Raw genomic sequence first — 21,393 nt, 5'->3', positions numbered from 1 at the left:
CCGGTCTGGCGATACAGGGTCAATCGATGCTGACGCCGGAGAAAACGTTGCGTCCGAAGGGGCTGACCTTGAAGTCTTTCACACTGATGCTGAGGGGTTGGTTGACCGTCGAATGGGCCACCGGGGTAATCGGTACCTGCTGCTTGAGGCGTTGCTGGGCCTGCTGGTAGAGGTGGGTGCGCTGTTCGCGGTCGGTGACCTGCTTGGCCTTCTTGACCAGTTCGTCGTACTGGCTGTCGCACCACTGCGAGTAGTTGTTGCTGCCAATGGCATCGCAACTGAACAGGGTTCCAAGCCAGTTGTCCGGATCGCCGTTGTCGCCGGTCCAACCGATCAGGGCGATGTCGTGTTCGCCATTTTTCATGCGCTTGAGGTATTCGCCCCACTCGTAGCTGACGATACGGACCTTGAAGCCGAGCTTGCTCCAGTCGGCCTGGAGCATTTCGGCCATGAGCTTGGCATTGGGGTTGTAAGGGCGTTGCACCGGCATGGCCCAGAGGGTGATTTCCGTGCCTGGCTTGACCCCGGCCTGTTCCAGCACCTGCCTGGCCTTTTGCGGATCGAACGGCGCGTCCTTGAGCGTATCGTCGTAGGACCATTGGGTGGGCGGCATGGCGTTGACTGCCGTTTGCCCGGCGTCCTGGTAGACCGCCTGGATGATCGCCTGCTTGTTGACCGCCATGTCCATCGCCTGGCGCACTTCAAGTCGATCGAACGGTGGGTGCTGGGTGTTGTAGGCGATGTAGCCGAGGTTGAAGCCGGGCTGCGTCATGACCTGCAGCTTGCTGTCCTGCTTGAGCGCAGGGAGATCGGCCGGGCGTGGGTGAAGGGTGACCTGGCACTCGTTGCGGCGCAGCTTCTGGATGCGCACCGAAGGGTCGATGTTGATCGAGAACACCAGGTTGTCGATCTTCACCCGGTCAGGCGCCCAGTAGTCCTTGTTGCCCTTGAAGCGGATCTGCGAGTCCTTCTGGTAGCGCTGGAACACGAACGGGCCGGTGCCGATCGGCTTCTGGTTGATGTCGCTGGGCCTGCCGCTGGCCAGCAGGTGCTCGGCGTATTCGGCGGAGAGTATGGAGGCGAAGGCCATGGCGATGTTCTGGATGAACGCGGCATCGACCGTGTTGAGGGTGAAGGTCACCGTGAGCGGGTCGGTTTTCTCGACCTTGGCGATGTTCTTGTCCAGGCCCATGCTGATGAAGTAGGGGAACTCGGTCGGGTAGGCCCTGCGGAACGGATGGTCCTTGTCGAGCATGCGGTTGAAGGTGAACAGCACGTCGTCGGCGTTGAAGTCGCGGGTGGGCTTGAAGTCCTTGTTGTGGTGGAACTTCACCCCGGGCCGCAGGTGGAAGGTGTAGCGCAGGCCGTCTTCGGAGACCTGCCAGTCGGTGGCCAGGCCTGGCTGCACAGCGGTGCCCCCACGCTCGAACTCGACCAGGCGGTTGTAGATCGGTTCGGCGGCATCGTTGTCCGTGGCCGAGGTGTATTGAGCCGTGTCGAAGCCCGCTGGGCTGCCTTCGGAGCAGAACACCAGGTTGTTGGCCTGGGCAGGGAGGGCCTGGCTGAGCAGTCCCAGGCCCAGCACGGTGCCGAGCAGTGTGGTATGGCGCATGGCGATCCTTTCCTCATCCGTTTGCGCTGCCGCACACTGAACGGGCGGCAACAGAAGCCCGTTCCTGACGTTAGCGGCATCAGGAAGGGCGAGACAGGTAATGAATATGTCTAGTGGCGTAAGAAATTTCGGAAGTTTGCCGAGAAATTTCGGCGCCCCGCCGTGCTCACGCCAGCCCCGACAAATGACGGGGCTGGCTGGGCGCTATTTCTCCACGCTTACGCCATAGAAGGAGTTCAGTCCGAACGGGCTGATCTTGAAGTCCTTCACTTTCGCACTCATCGGCTGATAGACAGTGGAGTGGGCGATAGGGGTCATCGGCACCTGCTCCTTGATGATGTGCTGCGCCTGCTTGTACAGCTCCGTGCGCTTGGCCTGGTCGGAGGTGGCCTTGGCCTGCTTGATGATGTCGTCGTACGGCTTGTAGCACCACTTGGAGAAGTTGTTGCCCTCCAGTGCGTCGCAACCGAACAGGGTGCCGAGCCAGTTGTCCGGGTCACCGTTGTCGCCGCTCCAGCCGATCAGCATGGCGCCGTTTTCGCCGCTCTTGGAGCGCTTGATGTACTCGCCCCATTCGTAGCTGACGATCTTGGCCTTGATGCCGATCTTGGACCAGTCCGACTGCAGCATCTCGGCCATCAGCTTGGCGTTCGGGTTGTAGGGGCGTTGCACCGGCATGGCCCACAGGGTGATCTCGGTGCCCTCCTTGACGCCGGCCTCCTTGAGCAACTGCCTGGCTTTCTCCGGATCGTACTTGGCGTCCTTGATGGTGGTGTCGTAGGACCACTGGGTCGGTGGCATGGCATTGACCGCCAGCTGGCCGGCACCCTGGTACACCGAATCGATGATCTGCTGCTTGTTCACCGCCATGTCCAGCGCTTGGCGGACCTTGAGCTGGGCCATGGGGTTGGGCTCGTTGCTGCCCTTGATCTTGTCCATCACGTTGTAGGCGATGTAGCCGAGGTTGAAGCCGGCCTGTTCAGGCATCTGCAGCTTCGGATCCTTCTTCAGCGGCTCGATATCGGCTGGGCGTGGGAACAGCGTGACCTGGCACTCGTCGCGCTTGAGCTTCTGCATACGCACCGAGGCGTCGGTGCTGATGGCGAAGACCAGGTTGTCGATCTTCACGTCGTCCGGTTTCCAGTAGTCCTTGTTGCCCTTGTAGCGGATCAACGCATCCTTCTGGTACCTGTTGAACACGAATGGACCGGTGCCGATCGGCTTCTGGTTGATGTCGGCAGCCTTGCCCTGCTTGAGCAGCTGGTCGGCGTACTCGGCGGACTGGATCGAGGCGAAGCTCATCGCCAGGTTCTGGATGAACGCGGCGTCCACTTCGTTGAGGATGAAGCGTACGGTGTGTTCGTCGACCTTCTCGAGCTTGGCGATGTTCTTGTCCATGCCCATGTCGGTGAAGTACGGGAATTCGGTGGGGTAGGCCTTGCGGAACGGCATGTCCTTGTCGAGCATGCGGTTGAAGGTGAACAGCACGTCGTCGGCGTTGAATTCACGGCTTGGCTTGAAGTAGTCGGTGGTGTGGAACTTGACCCCTTCACGCAGGTGGAAGGTGTAGGTCTTGCCGTCGTCGGAAACGTCCCATTTGGTGGCCAGACCGGGGACGACGGCGGTGCCGCCACGCTCGAACTGGGTCAGGCGGTTGAAGATCGTTTCGGCCGAGGCGTCGAAGTCGGTTCCGGTGGTGTATTGGCCCGGGTCGAAACCGGCGGGGCTGCCTTCGGAGCAGAACACCAGGTTGGACGCGGCGAGGGCGGCAGGGGCGCCAGCCAGCAGGCCTGCGCCTACCAGGAACGGAATGACTGCGTGTTTGAGCATGGTGGCCTCATTGTTGTCATTTTTGATTTGAGGTGGCCTCGTGAGCCGACCTGCGGATACTTATGCAGGGGGTGTACCCATTGCAACACTCAACAGGATAGTCGGCGCCAGAAATGTGGCACGGTCGTACATGGATGTCGCATTCATGTAAATTTTGCGTAGGTTGAACGTTTGCGCAAGAAAAAAGCTGGCATTTTGCGACATGTTTCGAAGCGTTGAGGGATGTAGGATGCACCTTAAGGGTGCGTAGGAATATTCATCTGAAGAGCTGCGGTAAGGGCTTCGCCGCTGTCATTGCGACAGGTGCGGCGAGAGGGGGAGGGAAGGGGCCGTCCTGGCGGCGGCCCCGGTCGCTCAGTCGAGCGCAGCCGCGATCACGGCATCTGTACTTCGATCAGCCCGTCGGCATTCATGCTGACTTCGCTGGTGCCCGCTTCGATATCCGGCGAGGCCGCTTCATCCGCAGCCATGGCTTTCATCGCCATCGGTGCGCTGCGCATGTAGGGGCGCGGGTAGCCGCTGCTGTTGAGGTTCAGGCTGACCACTTTGTAGCCTTTGCCGCCGAGGGCCTCGGTAGCCAGTTGGGCGCGGGCCTTGAAGGCGTTGACTGCATCCTTGAGCAGCTCGTCTTCACTGGCCTTGCGGGTGGCCGGGGCGATGGAGAAGTCCATGCCGCCCATCTTCAGTTCCTGCAGCAGTTCACCGGTGAGCTTGGACAGGGCTGGGAAGTCGGCGCTTTCCAGGCGCAGTTCGGCGCGCTCGCGCCAGCCGGTGATCTTCTGGCCCTTGGTGTCGTAGACCGGATAGCTGTTACGGCTGCCTTGGCTGATCTTCACGTCCTTGACTTCGCGGGCCTGCTGGACCGCCTTGTTCATGGTCTCGGTGATCTGCTTGGCGAGCTTGCCCGGGTCGGTGTTCTGCGCTTCGCTGTAAAGGGTGACGACCATCAGGTCGCGGGCCACTTCCTTGCTGACCTCGGCGCGCAGCGAAACCTGGTTGTAGCGTGGCTCGTCTGCGGCCAGGGCCGGCAGGCTGGCGAGCATGCCACAAGACAGGACGAACGCGGCGCTGCGACGGGAAATGTGCATGTATGACTCCTTCAAATGGAAAGCGTGGGGATGATGTCCATTCCACGCATGGCCAATCAGACCGGAAACAGCGTAGTGGGTTCAACAATGCCATCATGACTTTGTGACAGAGTGTGGCGCTTTGCCGCATTGCTGCAGCGGGGGCCATGGCTTCGGTATACTCCAGCCGATTGTCCTGGAGCACTCATCAGGAGAGCTCATGCTCGCCCCCGCACACCCAATGTCCGCCACTCGCCAGAACCTCTGGCGCCTGACCATCATTCGCATCCTGGTCCTGGCTGCCCAGGCCGGCTCCGTGGGCGTGGCCTACTGGACCGAACTGCTGCCCCTGCCATGGCTGTCGCTGGCGGCAACACTCGCGCTGTCGTCGCTGCTGTGTGCCTTCACCGCCTTGCGCCTGCGCCTGACCTTGCCGGTCACGGAGATGGAGTACGCCCTGCAACTGGCCTGTGACCTGCTGATCCACAGTGCTTTGTTGTACTACTCGGGGGGCTCGACCAACCCCTTCGTCTCCTATTACCTGGTGCCGCTGGCGATTGCTGCCGTGACCCTGCCGTGGATCTATTCACTGGTGTTGTCGGGCATTGCGCTGGTCGCCTACAGCCTGCTGCTGGTGCAGTTCTACCCGCTTGAGACGCTGCCGCTGGCGCGCGACACCATGCAGGTGTATGGCATGTGGCTGAGCATCGCCCTGGCCGCTGCTGTCATTACCTTCTTCGCCGCGCGCATGGCCGAGGAGCTGCGCCGCCAGGAGCAGATGCGTGCCGAGCGGCGCGAGGAAAGCCTGCGCGATGAACAGTTGCTGGCCGTGGCCACCCAGGCGGCTGGGGCCGCCCACGAGCTGGGCACGCCGTTGGCGACCATGAGCGTGCTGATCAACGAGATGCGCCAGGACCATACCGATCCGCAGTTGCAGGAAGACCTTGCGGTACTGCAGGACCAGGTCAAGCTGTGCAAGCAGACGCTGCAGCAACTGGTGCGTGCCGCCGAAGCCAACCGACGCATGAATGTGCAGGAGCAGGAGGTCACCGCCTGGCTCGACGAGGCGCTCAACCGCTGGCACCTGATGCGCCCTGAAGCCAGTTACCGCTTCCAGCGCCTGCGCGATGGCGAGGTGCCGCGGCTGATTCCGCCACCCGACCTCACCCAGGCGCTGCTCAACCTGCTGAACAACGCCGCCGATGCCTGTCCGAATGACCTCGAAGTGCGTCTGGACTGGGATGCCCAGGATATCCTGATCAGCATCCGCGACCATGGCGCCGGCGTACCGGTGGCCATCGCCGAGGCGATCGGCAAACCTTTCTTTACCACCAAGGGCAAAGGCTTCGGCCTGGGCCTGTTCCTGAGCAAGGCCAGCGTGACCCGCGCGGGGGGCTCGGTGAAACTCTATAGTCATGAAGAGGGCGGCACCCTGACCGAGCTGCGCCTGCCCCATGGCAAGCGAGGAGATGAACGATGAGCGACGAGAACCAGATCGAAGGCGAAGAGCTGCCGCACCTGCTGCTGGTGGATGATGACGCCACCTTTACCCGGGTGATGGCCCGTGCCATGAGCCGCCGCGGTTTTCGGGTGAGCACCGCCGCCAGCGCCGAAGAGGGATTGATCCTGGCCCAGCAGGACTTGCCGGACTACGCCACGCTGGACTTGAAGATGGAGGGCGACTCGGGCCTGGTCCTGTTGCCCAAGCTGCTGGAACTGGACCCGGAGATGCGCGTGCTGATCCTGACCGGCTATTCGAGCATCGCCACTGCGGTTGAGGCGATCAAGCGCGGTGCTTGCAACTACCTGTGCAAGCCGGCCGATGCCGACGATGTGCTGGCGGCGCTGCTGTCCGAACATGCCGACCTCGATACCCTGGTGCCGGAAAACCCGATGTCGGTGGACCGCCTGCAGTGGGAACACATCCAGCGCGTGTTGACCGAGCACGAGGGCAATATCTCCGCCACGGCGCGGGCGCTGGGCATGCACCGGCGCACCTTGCAGCGCAAGCTGCAGAAGCGCCCGGTGCGGCGCTGATCCATCGGTAGACCGCGGCGTCTGCTCCGACTTGCCCGTGAAGCAGGCGCCGCGAAGATCAGCCCCCGATCACCGCCCGATCCATTCGCACCGCCAGCGCACCTGTGCCTGGCTCGACCGCGAACGACACCTCCCCATCCCGCGCCACCTGCGCCCGCCCGACCACTTGCCCATCGCGCAGCAACTCCAGCGGCATCCCTTGCAGCGACTGGCCTGAAGCCAGTTCCAGTTTGATCCTGATGTTCATCGGTGACCTCCTTGTCACGCGTTACGGTCGATATAGGTGGTGGCCTGCCCGTCGAGGCGAGCGATCAGCTCTGGTGCGCCATCGCGAAACTGGCGGAACAGGTTGCGCCCGCGGCGTTGGGCATCGAGCGGTAGCTGCACGGTCGGGTGGAAGTGCTCGCCCAGCTCGCTATAGGGATTCCAGGGGCCGATATAGGATTCGTTGATGCCATCGTCGACACTGAAGGCATAGCGCACGGCGTTACCCCGACGCCAGTTCAGGCCATCCGGCTCGCGGCGTTGCCAACTGTTGGCAACGATGGCTGGCGAGGCTGTCGGGGCATCGATGAAGCCCGTCGGACGGTTGGGCTTGTAGTCCTTGAGCAGCAGGTAAGTGCTCCAGCCCCACCAATCACCGGTGTACTGGCCGTCGTTGAGGTCGGCCACATTCTTGCGTCGCAGCACCGTCGAGCCTTGCTGGCGGTAGAGCGGAGCGAAATTGCCGGGCACCAGGTCCTGTTCGGCTGCCTGCAGGTCTGGCGTCAGGCGCAGGGCGGCGTACTGCTCCGGCGACGTGGCCTGCCCCTTGTCGAAGGCTTGGAACACCTCGTCGGCCGAACGCTGTACCGCGCGGCCGACCTGGCGTCGGTTGGCCACATCGACGCTGTCGAAATAACGCTTGTCGCCATAGGCCCGCCATTGCTCGCCTTCGGCATTGCGTACGCGCAGGCCATACTTGCTGTCCTCGTCGTGCATGAAGCGCGACACCAGCGAGCCGATATCGCTCGGCGTGACCGTGTCGGCCAGGGCCTTGCGCGGTACGCGCAGGTGGCCGGCGGAGAACAGGTCGGTAAGGAAGTGGTCGGCGAAGGCGTTCATGGCATAGGCCAGTTGCAGGTCGCGTTCGTCGCCGCTGTCACGGGCGCGCAGTGCCTGCTGCAGTGCTGCGCCGTGGCCGGCCTGGTAAGCCAGCAGGGCCGAACGGCCGAAATGGTCCCAGTTGCTGGCGGCCAGTTTCAGGTAGCGGCCCAGTGGCAGTAGATCCGAAGCCACGCTGCCGCCTCCGGTGATGCGATTCCAGCGCGCCGACAGGCTGTCGCCCAGTGCGTCATAGGCTTCATGGGGGTGACGGCCATCCTTGATGGCGCGATTGGCCGCCGAGATCTCTTCCTGCATGATCGCCAGAATGTCCTGGGCTTCGGCACGGGAGGCCGGCAGGCGGGCCAAGGAGTCGAAAGCCTGGAGGAAACGTTCGATGCGCTCGGCGGGTGTTGCTCCATCGGCGATGGGGCGTTCGGGCACACCATAGAAGTCACCGCCCAGAGCCACCACTTGGCCGTAGGTCAGGCTCAGGCCATTGGGCAACGGCAGGGGTGACTGGTGCGCCACGACCGGTGGTTGGTTGGCGGCAAAGCGCAGCAGGACGTTGTCGCCGATGGCGGTGTGTTCGCCGCCTTCGAAACGCAGCTCGGGACCGCTGGGCTTCGGTGTGTCGAGTGGCGGCAGGCGGTGATATTTGACGGTGTGATGGCCGTCCACCACCAGCACCAGATGCGTGTGCGCTCCCTCCAGGGGGACGCCCTCAAGGTCGAACAAGCGGTCGAGGTCCGCGACCAGCAGATTGGCCTGGCCGGTTGCGGGCAGTGATTGCATTTCTGACATTGTTTGCTCCATGCGATGTCTGAAAAATTCCAATTAACTGTACGTATATACAGTTATTTTGATAATAGGATGGAAATTTCCTACGTCAAGATCTGTTTGTGGACAGATCCTTCATCCATGGCGGACGCAATCACCTGGCACTGACGTATGATTAGCCCCCTATCGGCAACCTTCTCCAGGATCGCGCGCAATGCTCGCCCTTCTTATCCAGACGTTGAACATCACGGCCCCGGTTTTCGCCATGCTGTTCATGGGCGTGCTCCTCAAGCGCATCCGCTTGATCGATGACAACTTCATCAAGGTCGCGTCCTCGCTGGTGTTCAACACCTGCATGCCGGCGCTGCTGTTCCTGGGTATCTATCACGCCGACCTGTCGACGGCGGTCAAGCCCGGGGTCATCCTCTACTTCATCCTCGCGACCCTGGTGTGCTTTGCGCTCTCCTGGGGGCTGGCGATCTGGCGCAGCCCGCCAGAGGACCGCGGCATCTACACGCAAGGTGCGTTTCGCGGCAATAACGGAGTGATCGGCCTGGCGCTGGCGGCCAGCCTCTATGGCGACTACGGGATTTCCCTCGGTGCGGTACTCGCCGGGCTGGTGATCCTGCTCTACAACTCGCTGTCGACGGTGGTGTTGGCGGTGTACAGCCCGAGCTTGAAATCCGACCCGTGGAGCCTGTGCAAGAGCATCTTCAGCAACCCGCTGATCATCAGCGTGCTGGCAGCGACGCCCATGGCGTATGGGCAGGTGCCCCTACCCAACTGGTTGCTGACCTCGGGCGACTACCTGGCGCAGATGACCCTGCCACTGGCGCTGATCTGCATCGGCGGCACCCTGTCGCTGGCGGCCCTGCGCGACAGCGGCAAGCTCGCGGTGGATGCCAGCCTGGTGAAGATGGTCTGGCTGCCGCTGGTGGCCACCTTGGGCGCCTGGCTGTGCGGGTTTCGCGGCGCGGAGCTGGGGATCCTGTTTCTCTACATTGGCAGCCCGACGGCGGCAGCCAGTTATGTCATGGCCCGCGCGGCTAATGGCAATCACGAGCTGGCTGCGTCTATCATCGTGATCACGACGCTAATGGCGGCGATCACCACCAATATCGGCATATTCATCTTGCAATGGGGCGGGTGGATCTAGATGCTGGCCGCCACAACACAACAACACTGCCTCCTGAACTAAAGGACACTTCATGCAAGACCAGAGCACGCCCGCGGGGTTGCAACGCGGGCTGAAGAATCGCCATATCCAGTTGATTGCGCTGGGCGGTGCCATCGGCACCGGCCTGTTCCTGGGGATCGCCCAGACCATCCAGTTGGCCGGCCCTTCGGTACTGCTGGGCTATGCGATCGCTGGCCTGATGGCTTTCCTGATCATGCGCCAGCTGGGTGAAATGGTAGTCGAGGAGCCGGTTGCCGGCAGCTTCAGCCACTTCGCCCATCAATACTGGAGCGAGTTCGCCGGCTTCGTCTCGGGGTGGAACTACTGGGTCGTCTACGTATTGGTTGGCATGGCCGAACTGACGGCCGTGGGTATCTACGTGCAGTACTGGTGGCCGGAGTTTCCGACCTGGGCCACGGCGGCGATCTTCTTCGTGGTGATCAACGCCATCAACCTGACCCAGGTGAAGGTCTACGGTGAGATGGAGTTCTGGTTCGCCCTGGTCAAGGTAGTGGCGATCGTCAGCATGATCGGCTTCGGCGCCTGGCTGCTGGGCAGCGGTCATGGTGGCCCGGATGCCAGCGTGGCCAACCTGTGGCAGTACGGTGGCTTCTTCCCCAATGGCATCACCGGGCTGATCATGGCGCTGGCGGTGATCATGTTCTCCTTTGGCGGCCTGGAGTTGGTGGGTATCACCGCTGCCGAGGCGGACAATCCGCGCCAGAGCATCCCCAAGGCCACCAACCAGGTGGTCTACCGCATCCTGATCTTCTATATCGGCGCGCTTGCCGTGCTGCTGGCGCTGTACCCGTGGCAGAAGGTGGTGCAGGGCGGCAGCCCGTTCGTGATGATCTTCCATGAGCTGGACAGCGACGTGGTCGCCACCGTGCTCAACGTCGTCGTGCTGACCGCCGCACTGTCGGTCTACAACAGCTGCGTCTACGCCAACAGCCGCATGCTGTTCGGCCTGGCCAGCCAGGGCGATGCGCCGCGTCAGTTGCTCAAGGTCAGCCGCAGCGGTGTGCCGTTGGTGGCGCTGGGCGTTTCGGCGCTGGCGACGGGTTTGTGCGTGGTGATCAACTACCTGATGCCGGGTGAGGCGTTCGGTTTGCTGATGGCTCTGGCGGTATCGGCGCTGGTGATCAACTGGGCGAGCATCAGCATCACCCACCTGAAGTTCCGCAAGGCCAAGCTGGCGGCGGGCATCACGCCGTTCTACCGCAGTTGGGGGCATCCGCTGACCAACTACCTGTGCCTGGCGTTCATTGCGCTGATCCTGGTGGTGATGTACCTCACCCCGCCAGTGCGCATCTCGGTGATGCTGATTCCGCTGTGGATCGCAGCGCTGTGGGTGGCGTTCCGGGTGAAGAAGGCGCGTCAGGCCAAGGGATGAATCTGCGCTGATGCGTCGCTCTTTTCGCGGGTAAACCCGCTCCCACAGGGGCCGCGCAGCGGTGTGCCAGTGGGAGGGGTTTACCCGCGAAGAGGCCGGTGCGACTCAGGCCTGGTAATTGTCGATCACTTCCTGTGCCGCGCGGAACGCATCGATCGCCGCCGGGACCCCTGCGTACACTGCGCAATGCAGCAGCGCTTCGCGAATCTCCTCCACCGTGCAGCCGTTGTTCAATGCCCCGCGAACATGACCCTTGAGCTCCTGTGGGCACTTCAGTGCGGTCAGCGCCGCCAGGGTGATCAGGCTGCGAGTCTTCAATGGCAGCCCCTCGCGGGACCAGACGCTGCCCCAGGCATGCTCGTTGACGAAGTCCTGCAGGGGCTGGGTGAATTCGGTGGCATTGCCCAGGGCGCGATCCACGAAAGCGTCCCCCATCACCTGGCGCCGAACCTGCTCACCGGCGTTCTTGTTGTCGGTCATTGCGTTTTCCTCAGTGTTGGCGGCGCCAGGCGCGAAGCGTGGTGTATAGCAGTACCACCGCCAGCACCGGCATGACGTAGAACAGCATGAGGCGCTCCAGGCGCCCGGCCAGTGGCATGCCGGTGGTGAAGGCCACCACGTGCAGACCGTAAGCCAGGTAGAGCGCGAGGAACACCAGCCCTTCGGCGCGGGTGATCCGGTAGCCGGAATAAAACACGGGCAGGCTAAGGACGGCGACCCCGAGCATCACCGGCAGGTCGAACGCCAGGGCGTTGGGTGAGATGGTCAGCGGTTCGGGCGTGGTCAAGGCAGTCAGCCCCAGCACTGCCAGGAGGTTGAACAGGTTGCTGCCGATCACCGTACCCACGGCGATCTCGCGCTCGCCACGCAGGGCGGCGATCAGCGCGGCGGCCAGTTCCGGTAGCGAAGTGCAGACCGCGACCACGGTCAGGCCGATGATCCGCTCGGACAGGCCCAGGTCGGTGGCGACCTCGACCGCCGCCTCCAGCAGCAAGTGCCCGCCGAGGCTGAGCAGCACCAGCCCGAACAGGGTCTGCAGCACCACGGTACTCCAGAAGCGGCCCGGGCTGCGGCGAGCGGCGTCGGGCGCAGGATAGGCGCGGGAATAGTGGCGTGACTGATGCCAGAGCATGCCCAGGTAGCCCAGCAGGCCCAGCAGCAACAGCGCGCCCTCGAGCCTGCCCAGTTCGCCGTTGGCCGCCAGCAGGTAGACCACTGCACTGGCCGCGATCATCAACGGGATGTCCAGGCGTACCAGTTGCCGCGAAACGCGCAGCGGGATGATCAGCGCAGCAAGCCCGAGGATCACCAGCACATTGAAGATATTGCTGCCGATCACACTGCCCACCGCCACGTCCGGCGCGCCCTGGTAGGCCGCCTGCAGGCTCACTGTCAGTTGTGGCGCGGTACTGCCGAAGGCCACCAGGCTCAGACCGATGATCAGCGGCCGCACGTGCAGGCGCGTGGCCAGGCGCAGGGCGGCGCGTACCAGCAGTTCGGCGCCGATGACCAACAGCACCAGGCCCAGGCCCAGTTGCAGGAGGCTGAAGGTGGGGAGGGTGGCGAGGTCGAAAATGGCAGGGCTCCAGTCAGGTCAGTCGCTCAGACCTTGTACCCGGACTCGCGCCGTTCCGCTACGGAGCATGCCGATTTTTTCTGCGGCAGCGCGTGACAGGTCGATCAGCCGGCCACGGGTGTGGGGGCCGCGGTCGTTGATACGCACCACCACGCTGCGCTGGTTGGACAGGTTGGTCACCAGTACCTGGCTGCCGAACGGCAGGGTGCGATGGGCGGCGGTGAGGCCGTGCTGGTTGAAGGCTTCGCCGCTGGCGGTGCGTTTACCGTGGTGGCGGGAACCGTAATAGGAGGCGGTGCCGGTTTCGTCGTAGCCGCGTGGGTCGATGTCATGGCTGGCACAGCCGGCCAAGGCAGAGAAAAGAGCCAGGGCGGCGAGGTTTTTTTTCAGCAAGGCAGGTGCTCTCCGGTGCTTCCATTCGCGGGCAAGTCGGAGCGCCGAACCGCCGCTCCGACTTGCCCGCGAACGAGGGCGTTCAGGTCACCCTTCGAGCTTGGCCTTGAGCAATTGGTTCACCTGCCCCGGGTTGGCCTTGCCTTTGGAAGCCTTCATCGCCTGGCCGACGAAGAAACCGAACATCTTGCCGCGCTTGGCTTCATCGGCGGCGCGGTACTGTTCGACCTGCTCGGCGTTGGCGGCCAGCACTTCATCGAGCATCTTGTCGATCGCGCCGGTGTCGGTCACTTGCTTGAGGCCCTTGCTCTCGATGATGCTGTCGGCATCGCCTTCACCGGCAGCCATGGCCTCGAACACGGTCTTGGCAATCTTGCCGCTGATGGTGTTGTCGCGGATACGCTGCAGCATGCCGCCGAGCAGCTCGGCACTGACCGGCGACTGGTCGATTTCGACACCCAGCTTGTTCAGCAGGCTGCCCAGCTCGACCATGACCCAGTTGGCCGCCAGCTTGGCGTCGCCGCCGATGCTGGCCACCTGCTCGAAGTAGTCGGCCTGTTCGCGGCTGCTAGCGAGCACGTTGGCGTCGTAGGCCGACAGGCCGTACTGGCTCTGGAAGCGCTCGACCTTCTGCGTTGGCAGCTCGGGCAGCGAGGCGCGGACGGTCTCGAGGAAGCTTGGCTCGATGACCACCGGCAGCAGGTCCGGATCGGGGAAGTAGCGGTAGTCGTTGGCTTCCTCCTTGCTGCGCATGGAACGGGTCTCGTCCTTGTTCGGGTCGTACAGGCGGGTTTCCTGGACCACCTTGCCGCCGTCCTCGATCAGGTCGATCTGGCGCTGGATCTCGCTGTTGATCGCCCGTTCGATGAAGCGGAACGAGTTGACGTTCTTGATCTCGCAGCGGGTACCGAACTCGACCTGGCCTTTCGGGCGAACCGAGACGTTGCAGTCGCAACGCAGCGAGCCTTCGGCCATGTTGCCGTCGCAGATGCCCAGGTAGCGCACCAGAGCGTGGATGGCCTTGACGTAGGCCACGGCCTCTTTTGCGCTGCGCATGTCCGGCTCGGAAACGATTTCCAGCAGCGGTGTGCCAGCGCGGTTCAGGTCGATCCCGGTGGCGCCGTTGAAATCTTCGTGCAGGCTCTTGCCGGCATCTTCCTCAAGGTGTGCGCGGGTGACGCCGATGCGCTTGAGGGTGCCGTCTTCCAGGGCGATGTCCAGGTGGCCCTTGCCAACGATCGGCAGGTCCATCTGGCTGATCTGATAGCCCTTGGGCAGGTCGGGGTAGAAGTAGTTCTTGCGCGCAAACACGTTGCGCGGCCCGATCTCGGCATCGATGGCCAGGCCGAACATGCAGGCCATGCGTACGGCCTCCTGGTTCAGCACCGGCAGTACGCCGGGCATGCCCAGGTCGACCAGGCTGGCCTGGGTGTTCGGCTCGGAGCCGAAGGTGGTGGCGCTGCCGGAGAAGATCTTCGACTGGGTGGCGAGCTGGGTATGAATCTCCAGCCCGATCACAACTTCCCATTGCATGTGTGAATTCCTCAGAAGCCGTTGGGGGCGCGGGTGTGCCAGTCGGTGACTTGCTGGTAGCGGTGCGCGACGTTGAGCAGGCGGCCTTCCTGGAAGTACGGGGCCAGCAGTTGCACGCCCACCGGCAGGCCATCGACGAAGCCGGCCGGCATCGACAGGCCGGGCAGGCCCGCGAGGTTGGCGGTGATGGTGTAGACGTCCTCGAGGTAGGCGGCGACCGGGTCGGCGTTCTTCGAGCCGAGTTTCCAGGCCGGATTCGGCGTGGTCGGGCCGAGGATGACGTCGACCTGTTCGAAGGCGGCCATGAAGTCGTTCTTGATCAGGCGGCGGATCTGCTGGGCCTTGACGTAGTAGGCGTCGTAGTAGCCGGCCGACAGGGCGTAGGTGCCGACCATGATCCGGCGCTGTACTTCAACGCCGAAGCCTTCGCCACGCGAGCGCTTGTACAGGTCGGTGAGGTCTTTCGGGTTTTCGCAGCGGTAGCCGAAGCGCACGCCGTCGAAGCGCGAGAGGTTGGAGGAGGCTTCGGCCGGCGCGATCACGTAGTACGCCGGGATGGCGTGCTGCATGTTCGGCAGGCTGATTTCCTTGACCACCGCGCCGAGCTTCTCCAGTTCCTTGACGCTGGCCTGGACCAGTTCGGCGATGCGCGGATCGAGGCCGGCGCCGAAGTACTCCTTCGGCAGGCCGATGCGCAGGCCCTGCAGCGAGGCGTTGAGGTTGGCGCTGTAGTCGGGTACCGATTCGTCGACGCTGGTCGAGTCCTTGGCGTCGAAACCGGCCATGCCTTGCAGCAGCAGGGCGCAGTCTTCGGCAGTGCGGGCCATCGGGCCGCCCTGGTCGAGGCTCGAGGCGTAGGCAATCATGCCCCAGCGCGAGACACGGCCGTAGGTGGGCTTGAGGCCGGTGAGGTTGGTCAGTGCAGCTGGCTGGCGGATCGAGCCGCCGGTGTCGGTGCCGGTGGCGACCGGCAGCAGGCGCGCTGCCACGGCTGCGGCGGAGCCACCCGACGAACCGCCTGGCACGTGCTCGAGGTTCCAGGGGTTCTTCACCGCGCCGTAGTGGCTGGATTCGTTGGCCGAACCCATGGCGAATTCGTCCATGTTGGTCTTGCCGAGAGTGACCATGCCGGCTTCGGCGAGCTTGGCGACCACGGTGGCGTCGTAGGGGGCGGTGAAGCTGTCGAGCATCTTCGAGCCGCAGCTGGTGCGTACGCCCTGGGTGCAGAACAGGTCCTTGTGGGCAATCGGTGCGCCCAGCAGTGCGCCGTTTTCGCCATTGGCGCGACGGGCGTCGGCAGCGCGGGCCTGTTCCAGCGCCTGCGCTTCGGTGACGCTGATGAAGCTGTTGATCTGTGGGTCGAGCTGCTTGATGCGCGACAGCAACGCGCCGGTCAGCTCTTCGGAGGAAAACGACTTGTCGGCGAGTCCGCGGGCGATCTCGGCCAGAGTGAGTTGATGCATGGCAGGCTCTATCCCTTACTCGATGACTTTCGGAACCAGGTACAGACCGTTCTCGGTCGAGGGTGCCACCGCCTGGTAGCGATCGCGCTGGTTGCTTTCGGTCACCTGGTCGGGACGCAGGCGCTGGGTGGCTTCGAGCGGGTGGGCGAGGGGCTCGATGCCGGTGGTGTCGACGGCTTGCATCTGGTCGACCAGCCCGAGAATACTGTTCAAGGCATCGGTAATGCGTGGCAGTTCGCCTTCATTGAGGCCCAGACGGGCCAGATGGGCGATCTTTTCCACGTCACAGCGTTGAAGCGCCATGGGGATCTCCAGGAAAAACAGAAACAGAATGCTTCCGTAATGAGGAACATGCCGGGATTCTGGCGGTCATACGGCCGCGATCATCGGCTGGCGTGCTCGGAAAAACTGCCAATTTAACATATTGGCTCCTTGCCCAAAATCCCTGCCATTGTTAGAGTTTGCCGCACTTTTTTACCCACGCTTTCCCCAGGGTCACTTTCCCATGTTCAAGAAACTGCGTGGCATGTTTTCCAGCGATCTGTCCATCGACCTGGGTACTGCCAACACCCTTATTTACGTGCGTGAGCGCGGTATCGTCCTGAATGAGCCCTCGGTTGTTGCCATCCGTACCCACGGCAACCAGAAAAGCGTCGTGGCCGTCGGTACCGAAGCCAAGCGCATGCTCGGCCGCACTCCCGGCAACATCGCTGCCATTCGTCCGATGAAGGATGGCGTGATCGCCGACTTCAGCGTCTGCGAGAAGATGCTGCAGTACTTCATCAACAAAGTGCACGAAAACAGCTTCCTGCAGCCCAGCCCACGCGTGCTGATCTGCGTACCGTGCAAGTCGACTCAGGTCGAGCGCCGTGCCATCCGTGAATCGGCGCTGGGCGCCGGTGCCCGTGAAGTGTTCCTGATCGAAGAGCCCATGGCTGCCGCCATCGGTGCCGGCCTGCCGGTCGAGGAAGCCCGCGGTTCGATGGTCGTCGACATCGGTGGCGGTACCACCGAAATCGCCCTGATCTCGCTCAACGGTGTGGTCTACGCCGAATCCGTACGTGTGGGCGGCGACCGTTTCGACGAAGCCATCGTCACCTACGTGCGCCGCAACTACGGCAGCCTGATCGGTGAATCCACCGCCGAGCGCATCAAGCAGGAAATCGGTACCGCCTACCCGGGCGGCGAAGTCCGCGAGGTCGACGTGCGCGGCCGCACCCTGGCCGAGGGCGTACCACGTGCCTTCACCCTGAATTCCAACGAAGTGCTCGAGGCGCTGCAGGAATCGCTGGCGACCATCGTCCAGGCGGTCAAGAGTGCCCTGGAGCAGTCGCCGCCGGAGCTGGCGTCCGACATCGCCGAGCGTGGCCTGGTGCTGACCGGCGGTGGCGCGCTGCTGCGTGACCTCGACAAGCTGCTGGCCCAGGAAACCGGCCTGCCGGTGATCGTTGCCGAAGACCCGCTGACCTGCGTCGCCCGTGGCGGTGGTCGTGCGCTGGAGATGATGGACAAGCACGCCATGGACCTGCTCTCCAGCGAGTGAGTCCTGGCGCTGTCCAGCCGTCGCTGAAGATCGCCTGGTTTACAGGTGGCACGCACAGTGCTACCTGTATGCGCTGTTGACGTCCGTCGGGCGTCGTTTCCGTCAATCCGCAGGCTGGTGGTTGCATTGACCTCGTGCAATGACCGCTTGAATCGTCGTCCACGAGGAACGGCCCATTAAACCGCTTTTCTCCAAGGGCCCTTCGCTGGGCGTTCGTCTGCTCGTGCTGGTGGTGATGTCGGTCGCGCTGATGGTGGTCGACTCGCGCTTTGACGTGCTCAAGCCGGTACGCAGCCAGATGGGGCTGGTGCTGATGGAATCCTATTGGGTCACCGACTTGCCGCAGCGTCTGTGGCAGGGCGTGGCCGGGCAGTTCGGCAGCCGCACCGAGCTGATCGCCGAAAACGAGAAGCTCAAGACCGAAGCCCTGCTGTTGCAGGGGCGTCTGCAGAAGCTGGCCGCGCTCACCGAGCAGAACGTGCGCCTGCGCGAACTGCTCAATTCTTCGGCACTGGTCAACGAAAAGGTCGAAGTCGCCGAGCTGATCGGGGTCGATCCCAATCCCTTCACTCATCGCATCCTGATCAACAAGGGCGAGCGCGACGGTGTGTTCCTCGGCCAGCCGGTGCTCGATGCCCGCGGCCTGATGGGCCAGGTGGTCGAGCTGATGCCCTACACCTCGCGCGTGCTGCTGCTGACCGACACCACCCACAGCATTCCCGTGCAGGTCAACCGCAACGGCCTGCGCGCCATTGCCAGCGGCACCGGCAACCCGGAGCGCCTGGAACTGCGTCACGTGGCCGATACCGCCGACATCAAGGAAGGCGATCTGCTGGTGAGCTCCGGCATGGGGCAGCGTTTCCCGGCCGGTTATCCAGTGGCCACGGTCAACGAGGTAATTCACGACTCCGGTCAGCCGTTCGCCATCGTTCGCGCCATTCCTACCGCCGCCCTCAATCGCAGCCGCTATATGCTACTGGTGTTCAGCGATCGACGTACGCCTGAGCAGCGTGCCACTGATGCAGCGATCGCCCAGGAAGAGGCCGACCGTCAGGACGGTGCGAGTGCCAAGCCGGCAGCCGTGCCAGCACCGGCAATTGCGCCTGCGAGCGGCGCACCGGCCCATGCGCCAGCACCTGCCGCCACCGCGCCAGCCCACGGCTCGTCCACCTCACACCCGCCAGCCGCACCCGCGTCGCCTGCACAGCCCCGGAGAGAATGATGGCCAGTACCCGCAGCAGAAACGGCTGGGCCATCTGGCTGACCTTCGTCATCGGCCTGCTGCTCAGCGTCACGCCGATGCCGCAGTTCATGGAGGTGTTCCGCCCCATGTGGCTGGCCTTGTTGCTGGCGTTCTGGACCCTGGCCGTACCCAGCAAGGTCGGCATGACCACCGCCTTCGTGCTCGGCCTGGCCGAGGACGTGCTCTACGGCACCCTGCTGGGGCAGAACGCGTTGATTCTCACCTTGATCACCTTCCTGGTGCTGTCCCTGCAACAACGCCTGCGCATGTTCCCCATGTGGCAGCAGAGCCTGGTGATCCTGGTGGTGTTCGGCATCGCCCAGTTGATCCAGCTGTGGCTCAGCGCCCTGACCGGCAATCGCCTGCCGACGCTTGCACTGGTGTGGTCGGCGGTGATCAGCGCCTTGCTCTGGCCCTGGATCAGCTTCGCCCTGCGCGGCATGCGCCGACGCCTGCATATCCACTGACGCGTCGCCACTGACACGGAGATGTCCCCATGACTCGACTGCACCTGGCCTCCGGCTCCCCACGTCGACGTGAGTTGCTGGCGCAGATTGGCGTGCCATTCACCGTGGTCAGCGCCCCCATCGACGAAACCCCGCAGGTTGGCGAAGCCGCCCAGGCCTACGTCGAGCGCCTGGCGCAAGCCAAGGCGGTGGCCGGGTTCAACCTGCTCGATGCCCCGGGCGTGGTGCTCGGCGCCGATACTGCCGTGGTGCTCGACGGCCAGATCCTCGGCAAGCCGGAAAACCGCGAGCACGCCCTGGCGATGCTGGGCGACCTGTCCAAGCGCGAGCACCAGGTGCTCACTGCTGTGGCCGTGACCGACGGCACGCGCTCCCTGAGCCTTTGCGTGGCGACCAAGGTTCGTTTCCGTACTATCTCTTTCGATGAAGCATGTCGCTACTGGGACAGCGGTGAACCGTTGGACAAGGCCGGTGGCTATGCGATCCAGGGCCTGGGCGCGGTGTTCGTCAGCGCCATCGAAGGCAGTTATTCGGCCGTGGTCGGCCTGCCCCTGAGCGAAACCGCCGAGTTGCTGGAGCAGTTCGGCATTCCCTGCTGGCAGCATGAGGATACCGTCCAGCGCTAGCCAGCCGCCCGACAGCGATCCATCATTACCGAAGACCTTTGACGAGAGCCTGCCATGAGTGAAGAGATCCTGATCAACATCACGCCGATGGAGTCACGCGTGGCAGTGGTGGAGAACGGAGTGCTGCAGGAGGTGCATGTCGAGCGCACCCAGCGCCGTGGCATCGTCGGCAATATCTACAAGGGCAAGGTGGTGCGTGTGCTGCCCGGCATGCAGGCCGCCTTCATCGATATCGGTCTGGAGCGTGCGGCGTTCATCCACGCCTCGGAGATCTCCCAGCGTGAAGGCTCGGCGGTCGAGACCATCACCGCACTGGTCCACGAAGGCCAGGCCCTGGTGGTGCAGGTGACGAAGGACCCCATCGGCACCAAGGGCGCGCGCCTGACCACCCAGTTGTCGATCCCGTCGCGCTACCTGGTGTACATGCCGCGCAGCAGCCATGTCGGCATTTCGCTGAAAATCGAGGACGAAGCCGAGCGTGACCGTCTTAAACAGGTGGTCAGCGACTCGATGGCGCAAGAGAAGATCAAGGACGCCGGCGGCTTCATCCTGCGCACCGCCGCCGAGGGCGCGCGTGCTGAAGACATCCTCCAGGACATCCGCTACCTGCGTCGCCTGTGGGAGCAGATCGGCAGCCAGATCCAGGCCTGCGGTGCGCCGACAGTGATCTACGAAGACCTCGGCCTGGCGTTGCGCACCTTGCGCGACCTGGTCAATCCGAAGATCGAGAAGATCCGCATCGACTCGCGGGAAACCTTCCAGAAGACCACGCAATTCGTGGGTGAGCTGATGCCCGAAATCGCCGACCGCCTCGAGCATTATCCCGGCGAGCGGCCGATCTTCGACCTCTATGGGGTCGAGGACGAGATCCAGCGCGCCCTGGAGCGCAAGGTGCCGCTCAAGTCCGGGGGCTACCTGGTGGTCGATCCTGCCGAGGCGATGACGACCATCGACGTCAATACCGGCGCCTTCGTCGGCCATCGCAACCTCGAAGAGACCATTTTCAAGACCAATCTCGAAGCGGCCACCGCCATTGCGCGACAGCTGCGCCTGCGCAACATCGGCGGCATCATCATCATCGACTTCATCGACATGGAGGACGAAGAGCACCGCCGCCAGGTCCTGCGCACGCTGGAAAAGCAGCTCGAGCGCGACCATGCCAAGACCAATATCATCGGCATTACCGAGTTGGGCCTGGTACAGATGACCCGCAAGCGTACCCGTGAAAGCCTAGAGCAGGTGCTGTGCGAGCCCTGCCTGGCCTGCCAGGGGCGCGGCAAGCTGAAGACGCCAGAGACTATTTGTTACGAAATCTTCCGCGAAATTCTTCGTGAGGCGCGGGCTTACCAGGCAGAAGGCTACCGCGTGCTGGCCAACCAGAAGGTAGTCGATCGGCTGCTGGACGAAGAGTCAGGCAACGTCGCCGAACTGGAAGCCTTCATCGGGCGAACCATTCGCTTCCAGGTCGAGTCCATGTATTCCCAGGAACAATATGATGTGGTGCTGCTCTGACGCGTTCTGAAACCGTTCGCCCAGTGGCGAAAACACCGCTTGCGGCCATAGTTAATGG

General features: G+C 63.3%; 20 protein-coding genes. 9 read left to right on the top strand and 11 right to left on the bottom strand.

Annotated elements, in window-relative coordinates:
- Positions 1-19: 19 nt before the first annotated feature.
- The 3 genes from VA602_RS06935 to VA602_RS06925 form a co-directional block, all read right to left on the bottom strand.
- Positions 20-1,612 carry an ABC transporter substrate-binding protein gene (locus VA602_RS06935; RefSeq protein WP_323452842.1) on the bottom strand — a complete coding sequence of 531 codons (1,593 nt, stop codon included), beginning with the start codon at positions 1,610-1,612 and terminating at the stop codon, positions 20-22.
- A 204-nt stretch (positions 1,613-1,816) separates the two neighbouring features.
- The gene (locus VA602_RS06930; RefSeq protein ID WP_323452841.1) at positions 1,817-3,442 is read right to left on the bottom strand and encodes an ABC transporter substrate-binding protein; all 1,626 of its coding nucleotides are present in this window, start codon (positions 3,440-3,442) and stop codon (positions 1,817-1,819) included.
- A gap of 374 nt (positions 3,443-3,816) precedes the next feature.
- Positions 3,817-4,530 carry an SIMPL domain-containing protein gene (locus VA602_RS06925; RefSeq protein WP_063543138.1) on the bottom strand — a complete coding sequence of 238 codons (714 nt, stop codon included), beginning with the start codon at positions 4,528-4,530 and terminating at the stop codon, positions 3,817-3,819.
- 199 nt (positions 4,531-4,729) lie between these two features.
- Here VA602_RS06925 and VA602_RS06920 point away from each other — a divergent pair, with 199 nt between their 5' ends.
- On the top strand, positions 4,730-5,989 hold the full coding sequence (locus tag VA602_RS06920; RefSeq protein ID WP_323452840.1) for an ATP-binding protein: 1,260 nt from the start codon (positions 4,730-4,732) through the stop codon (positions 5,987-5,989).
- Positions 5,986-6,546: a response regulator transcription factor gene (locus VA602_RS06915; RefSeq protein ID WP_054894408.1), complete on the top strand. Its 561-nt coding sequence runs from the start codon at positions 5,986-5,988 to the stop codon at positions 6,544-6,546. Before VA602_RS06920 ends, VA602_RS06915 begins: the two co-directional genes overlap by 4 nt.
- 58 nt (positions 6,547-6,604) lie before the next feature.
- Here VA602_RS06915 and VA602_RS06910 read toward each other — a convergent pair whose 3' ends face one another.
- A complete protein-coding gene (locus tag VA602_RS06910; protein WP_112897517.1) occupies positions 6,605-6,793 on the bottom strand; it encodes a hypothetical protein in 189 nt (62 codons plus the stop codon).
- Between the two features lie 14 nt (positions 6,794-6,807).
- On the bottom strand, positions 6,808-8,433 hold the full coding sequence (locus tag VA602_RS06905; protein WP_323452839.1) for a phospholipase: 1,626 nt from the start codon (positions 8,431-8,433) through the stop codon (positions 6,808-6,810).
- Between the two features lie 190 nt (positions 8,434-8,623).
- On the opposite strand from VA602_RS06905, the gene VA602_RS06900 reads away from it, so the two are divergent.
- Together VA602_RS06900 and VA602_RS06895 are read left to right on the top strand one after the other, a co-directional pair.
- Positions 8,624-9,565, top strand: a complete 942-nt coding sequence (locus VA602_RS06900; protein WP_054894405.1) for an AEC family transporter — start codon at positions 8,624-8,626, stop codon at positions 9,563-9,565.
- Positions 9,566-9,617: 52 nt separating this feature from the next.
- Positions 9,618-10,979, top strand: a complete 1,362-nt coding sequence (locus tag VA602_RS06895; protein ID WP_063543144.1) for an amino acid permease — start codon at positions 9,618-9,620, stop codon at positions 10,977-10,979.
- Positions 10,980-11,084: 105 nt separating this feature from the next.
- Here VA602_RS06895 and VA602_RS06890 read toward each other — a convergent pair whose 3' ends face one another.
- The 6 genes from VA602_RS06890 to gatC all read right to left on the bottom strand — a co-directional run bounded on the left by VA602_RS06890 (position 11,085) and on the right by gatC (position 16,247).
- A complete protein-coding gene (locus VA602_RS06890) occupies positions 11,085-11,459 on the bottom strand; it encodes a carboxymuconolactone decarboxylase family protein (RefSeq protein ID WP_323452838.1) in 375 nt (124 codons plus the stop codon).
- 10 nt (positions 11,460-11,469) lie between these two features.
- Positions 11,470-12,513, bottom strand: a complete 1,044-nt coding sequence (locus VA602_RS06885; protein ID WP_323452866.1) for a calcium/sodium antiporter — start codon at positions 12,511-12,513, stop codon at positions 11,470-11,472.
- 60 nt (positions 12,514-12,573) lie between these two features.
- Positions 12,574-12,948 carry a septal ring lytic transglycosylase RlpA family protein gene (locus tag VA602_RS06880; RefSeq protein ID WP_196759881.1) on the bottom strand — a complete coding sequence of 125 codons (375 nt, stop codon included), beginning with the start codon at positions 12,946-12,948 and terminating at the stop codon, positions 12,574-12,576.
- A gap of 87 nt (positions 12,949-13,035) precedes the next feature.
- Positions 13,036-14,481, bottom strand: a complete 1,446-nt coding sequence (gene gatB / locus VA602_RS06875; RefSeq protein ID WP_054894400.1) for an Asp-tRNA(Asn)/Glu-tRNA(Gln) amidotransferase subunit GatB — start codon at positions 14,479-14,481, stop codon at positions 13,036-13,038.
- A gap of 11 nt (positions 14,482-14,492) precedes the next feature.
- Complete coding sequence (gatA, locus tag VA602_RS06870; protein WP_323452837.1) at positions 14,493-15,944, bottom strand: Asp-tRNA(Asn)/Glu-tRNA(Gln) amidotransferase subunit GatA; 1,452 nt, start codon at positions 15,942-15,944, stop codon at positions 14,493-14,495.
- Positions 15,945-15,959: 15 nt separating this feature from the next.
- A complete protein-coding gene (gatC, locus tag VA602_RS06865) occupies positions 15,960-16,247 on the bottom strand; it encodes an Asp-tRNA(Asn)/Glu-tRNA(Gln) amidotransferase subunit GatC (protein ID WP_054894398.1) in 288 nt (95 codons plus the stop codon).
- A gap of 202 nt (positions 16,248-16,449) precedes the next feature.
- Here gatC and mreB point away from each other — a divergent pair, with 202 nt between their 5' ends.
- The 5 genes from mreB (at position 16,450) to rng (ending at position 21,335) form a co-directional block, all read left to right on the top strand.
- Positions 16,450-17,487 carry a rod shape-determining protein MreB gene (gene mreB, locus VA602_RS06860; RefSeq protein ID WP_323452836.1) on the top strand — a complete coding sequence of 346 codons (1,038 nt, stop codon included), beginning with the start codon at positions 16,450-16,452 and terminating at the stop codon, positions 17,485-17,487.
- A 175-nt stretch (positions 17,488-17,662) separates the two neighbouring features.
- Positions 17,663-18,709 carry a rod shape-determining protein MreC gene (gene mreC / locus VA602_RS06855; protein WP_323452865.1) on the top strand — a complete coding sequence of 349 codons (1,047 nt, stop codon included), beginning with the start codon at positions 17,663-17,665 and terminating at the stop codon, positions 18,707-18,709.
- A complete protein-coding gene (gene mreD / locus VA602_RS06850) occupies positions 18,709-19,197 on the top strand; it encodes a rod shape-determining protein MreD (RefSeq protein ID WP_054894397.1) in 489 nt (162 codons plus the stop codon). Before mreC ends, mreD begins: the two co-directional genes overlap by 1 nt.
- A 29-nt stretch (positions 19,198-19,226) precedes the next feature.
- Positions 19,227-19,823, top strand: a complete 597-nt coding sequence (locus VA602_RS06845; protein WP_054894396.1) for a Maf family protein — start codon at positions 19,227-19,229, stop codon at positions 19,821-19,823.
- Between the two features lie 54 nt (positions 19,824-19,877).
- A complete protein-coding gene (gene rng, locus VA602_RS06840; RefSeq protein WP_197892149.1) occupies positions 19,878-21,335 on the top strand; it encodes a ribonuclease G in 1,458 nt (485 codons plus the stop codon).
- Positions 21,336-21,393 lie beyond the last annotated feature (58 nt).

The sequence above is a fragment of the Pseudomonas machongensis genome (assembly GCF_034961125.1).
GTDB classification, from domain to species: domain Bacteria; phylum Pseudomonadota; class Gammaproteobacteria; order Pseudomonadales; family Pseudomonadaceae; genus Aquipseudomonas; species Aquipseudomonas machongensis.
The sequence above is the reverse complement of the archived record's forward strand: the minus strand, read 5'-3'. Positions and strand labels throughout refer to the sequence as shown.

What these genes read in the sequence shown, in the direction of transcription:
- rng (WP_197892149.1), top strand. Translation starts at nt 19,878, where the DNA reads ATGAGTGAAGAGATCCTGATCAACATCACGCCGATGGAGTCACGCGTG.
- VA602_RS06895 (WP_063543144.1), top strand. Translation starts at nt 9,618, where the DNA reads ATGCAAGACCAGAGCACGCCCGCGGGGTTGCAACGCGGGCTGAAGAAT.
- VA602_RS06900 (WP_054894405.1), top strand. Translation starts at nt 8,624, where the DNA reads ATGCTCGCCCTTCTTATCCAGACGTTGAACATCACGGCCCCGGTTTTC.
- gatB (WP_054894400.1), bottom strand. Translation starts at nt 14,481, where the DNA reads ATGCAATGGGAAGTTGTGATCGGGCTGGAGATTCATACCCAGCTCGCC.
- VA602_RS06845 (WP_054894396.1), top strand. Translation starts at nt 19,227, where the DNA reads ATGACTCGACTGCACCTGGCCTCCGGCTCCCCACGTCGACGTGAGTTG.
- mreB (WP_323452836.1), top strand. Translation starts at nt 16,450, where the DNA reads ATGTTCAAGAAACTGCGTGGCATGTTTTCCAGCGATCTGTCCATCGAC.
- VA602_RS06905 (WP_323452839.1), bottom strand. Translation starts at nt 8,433, where the DNA reads ATGTCAGAAATGCAATCACTGCCCGCAACCGGCCAGGCCAATCTGCTG.
- gatC (WP_054894398.1), bottom strand. Translation starts at nt 16,247, where the DNA reads ATGGCGCTTCAACGCTGTGACGTGGAAAAGATCGCCCATCTGGCCCGT.
- VA602_RS06920 (WP_323452840.1), top strand. Translation starts at nt 4,730, where the DNA reads ATGCTCGCCCCCGCACACCCAATGTCCGCCACTCGCCAGAACCTCTGG.
- VA602_RS06890 (WP_323452838.1), bottom strand. Translation starts at nt 11,459, where the DNA reads ATGACCGACAACAAGAACGCCGGTGAGCAGGTTCGGCGCCAGGTGATG.
- mreD (WP_054894397.1), top strand. Translation starts at nt 18,709, where the DNA reads ATGGCCAGTACCCGCAGCAGAAACGGCTGGGCCATCTGGCTGACCTTC.
- VA602_RS06930 (WP_323452841.1), bottom strand. Translation starts at nt 3,442, where the DNA reads ATGCTCAAACACGCAGTCATTCCGTTCCTGGTAGGCGCAGGCCTGCTG.
- VA602_RS06925 (WP_063543138.1), bottom strand. Translation starts at nt 4,530, where the DNA reads ATGCACATTTCCCGTCGCAGCGCCGCGTTCGTCCTGTCTTGTGGCATG.
- gatA (WP_323452837.1), bottom strand. Translation starts at nt 15,944, where the DNA reads ATGCATCAACTCACTCTGGCCGAGATCGCCCGCGGACTCGCCGACAAG.
- VA602_RS06915 (WP_054894408.1), top strand. Translation starts at nt 5,986, where the DNA reads ATGAGCGACGAGAACCAGATCGAAGGCGAAGAGCTGCCGCACCTGCTG.
- VA602_RS06935 (WP_323452842.1), bottom strand. Translation starts at nt 1,612, where the DNA reads ATGCGCCATACCACACTGCTCGGCACCGTGCTGGGCCTGGGACTGCTC.
- VA602_RS06910 (WP_112897517.1), bottom strand. Translation starts at nt 6,793, where the DNA reads ATGAACATCAGGATCAAACTGGAACTGGCTTCAGGCCAGTCGCTGCAA.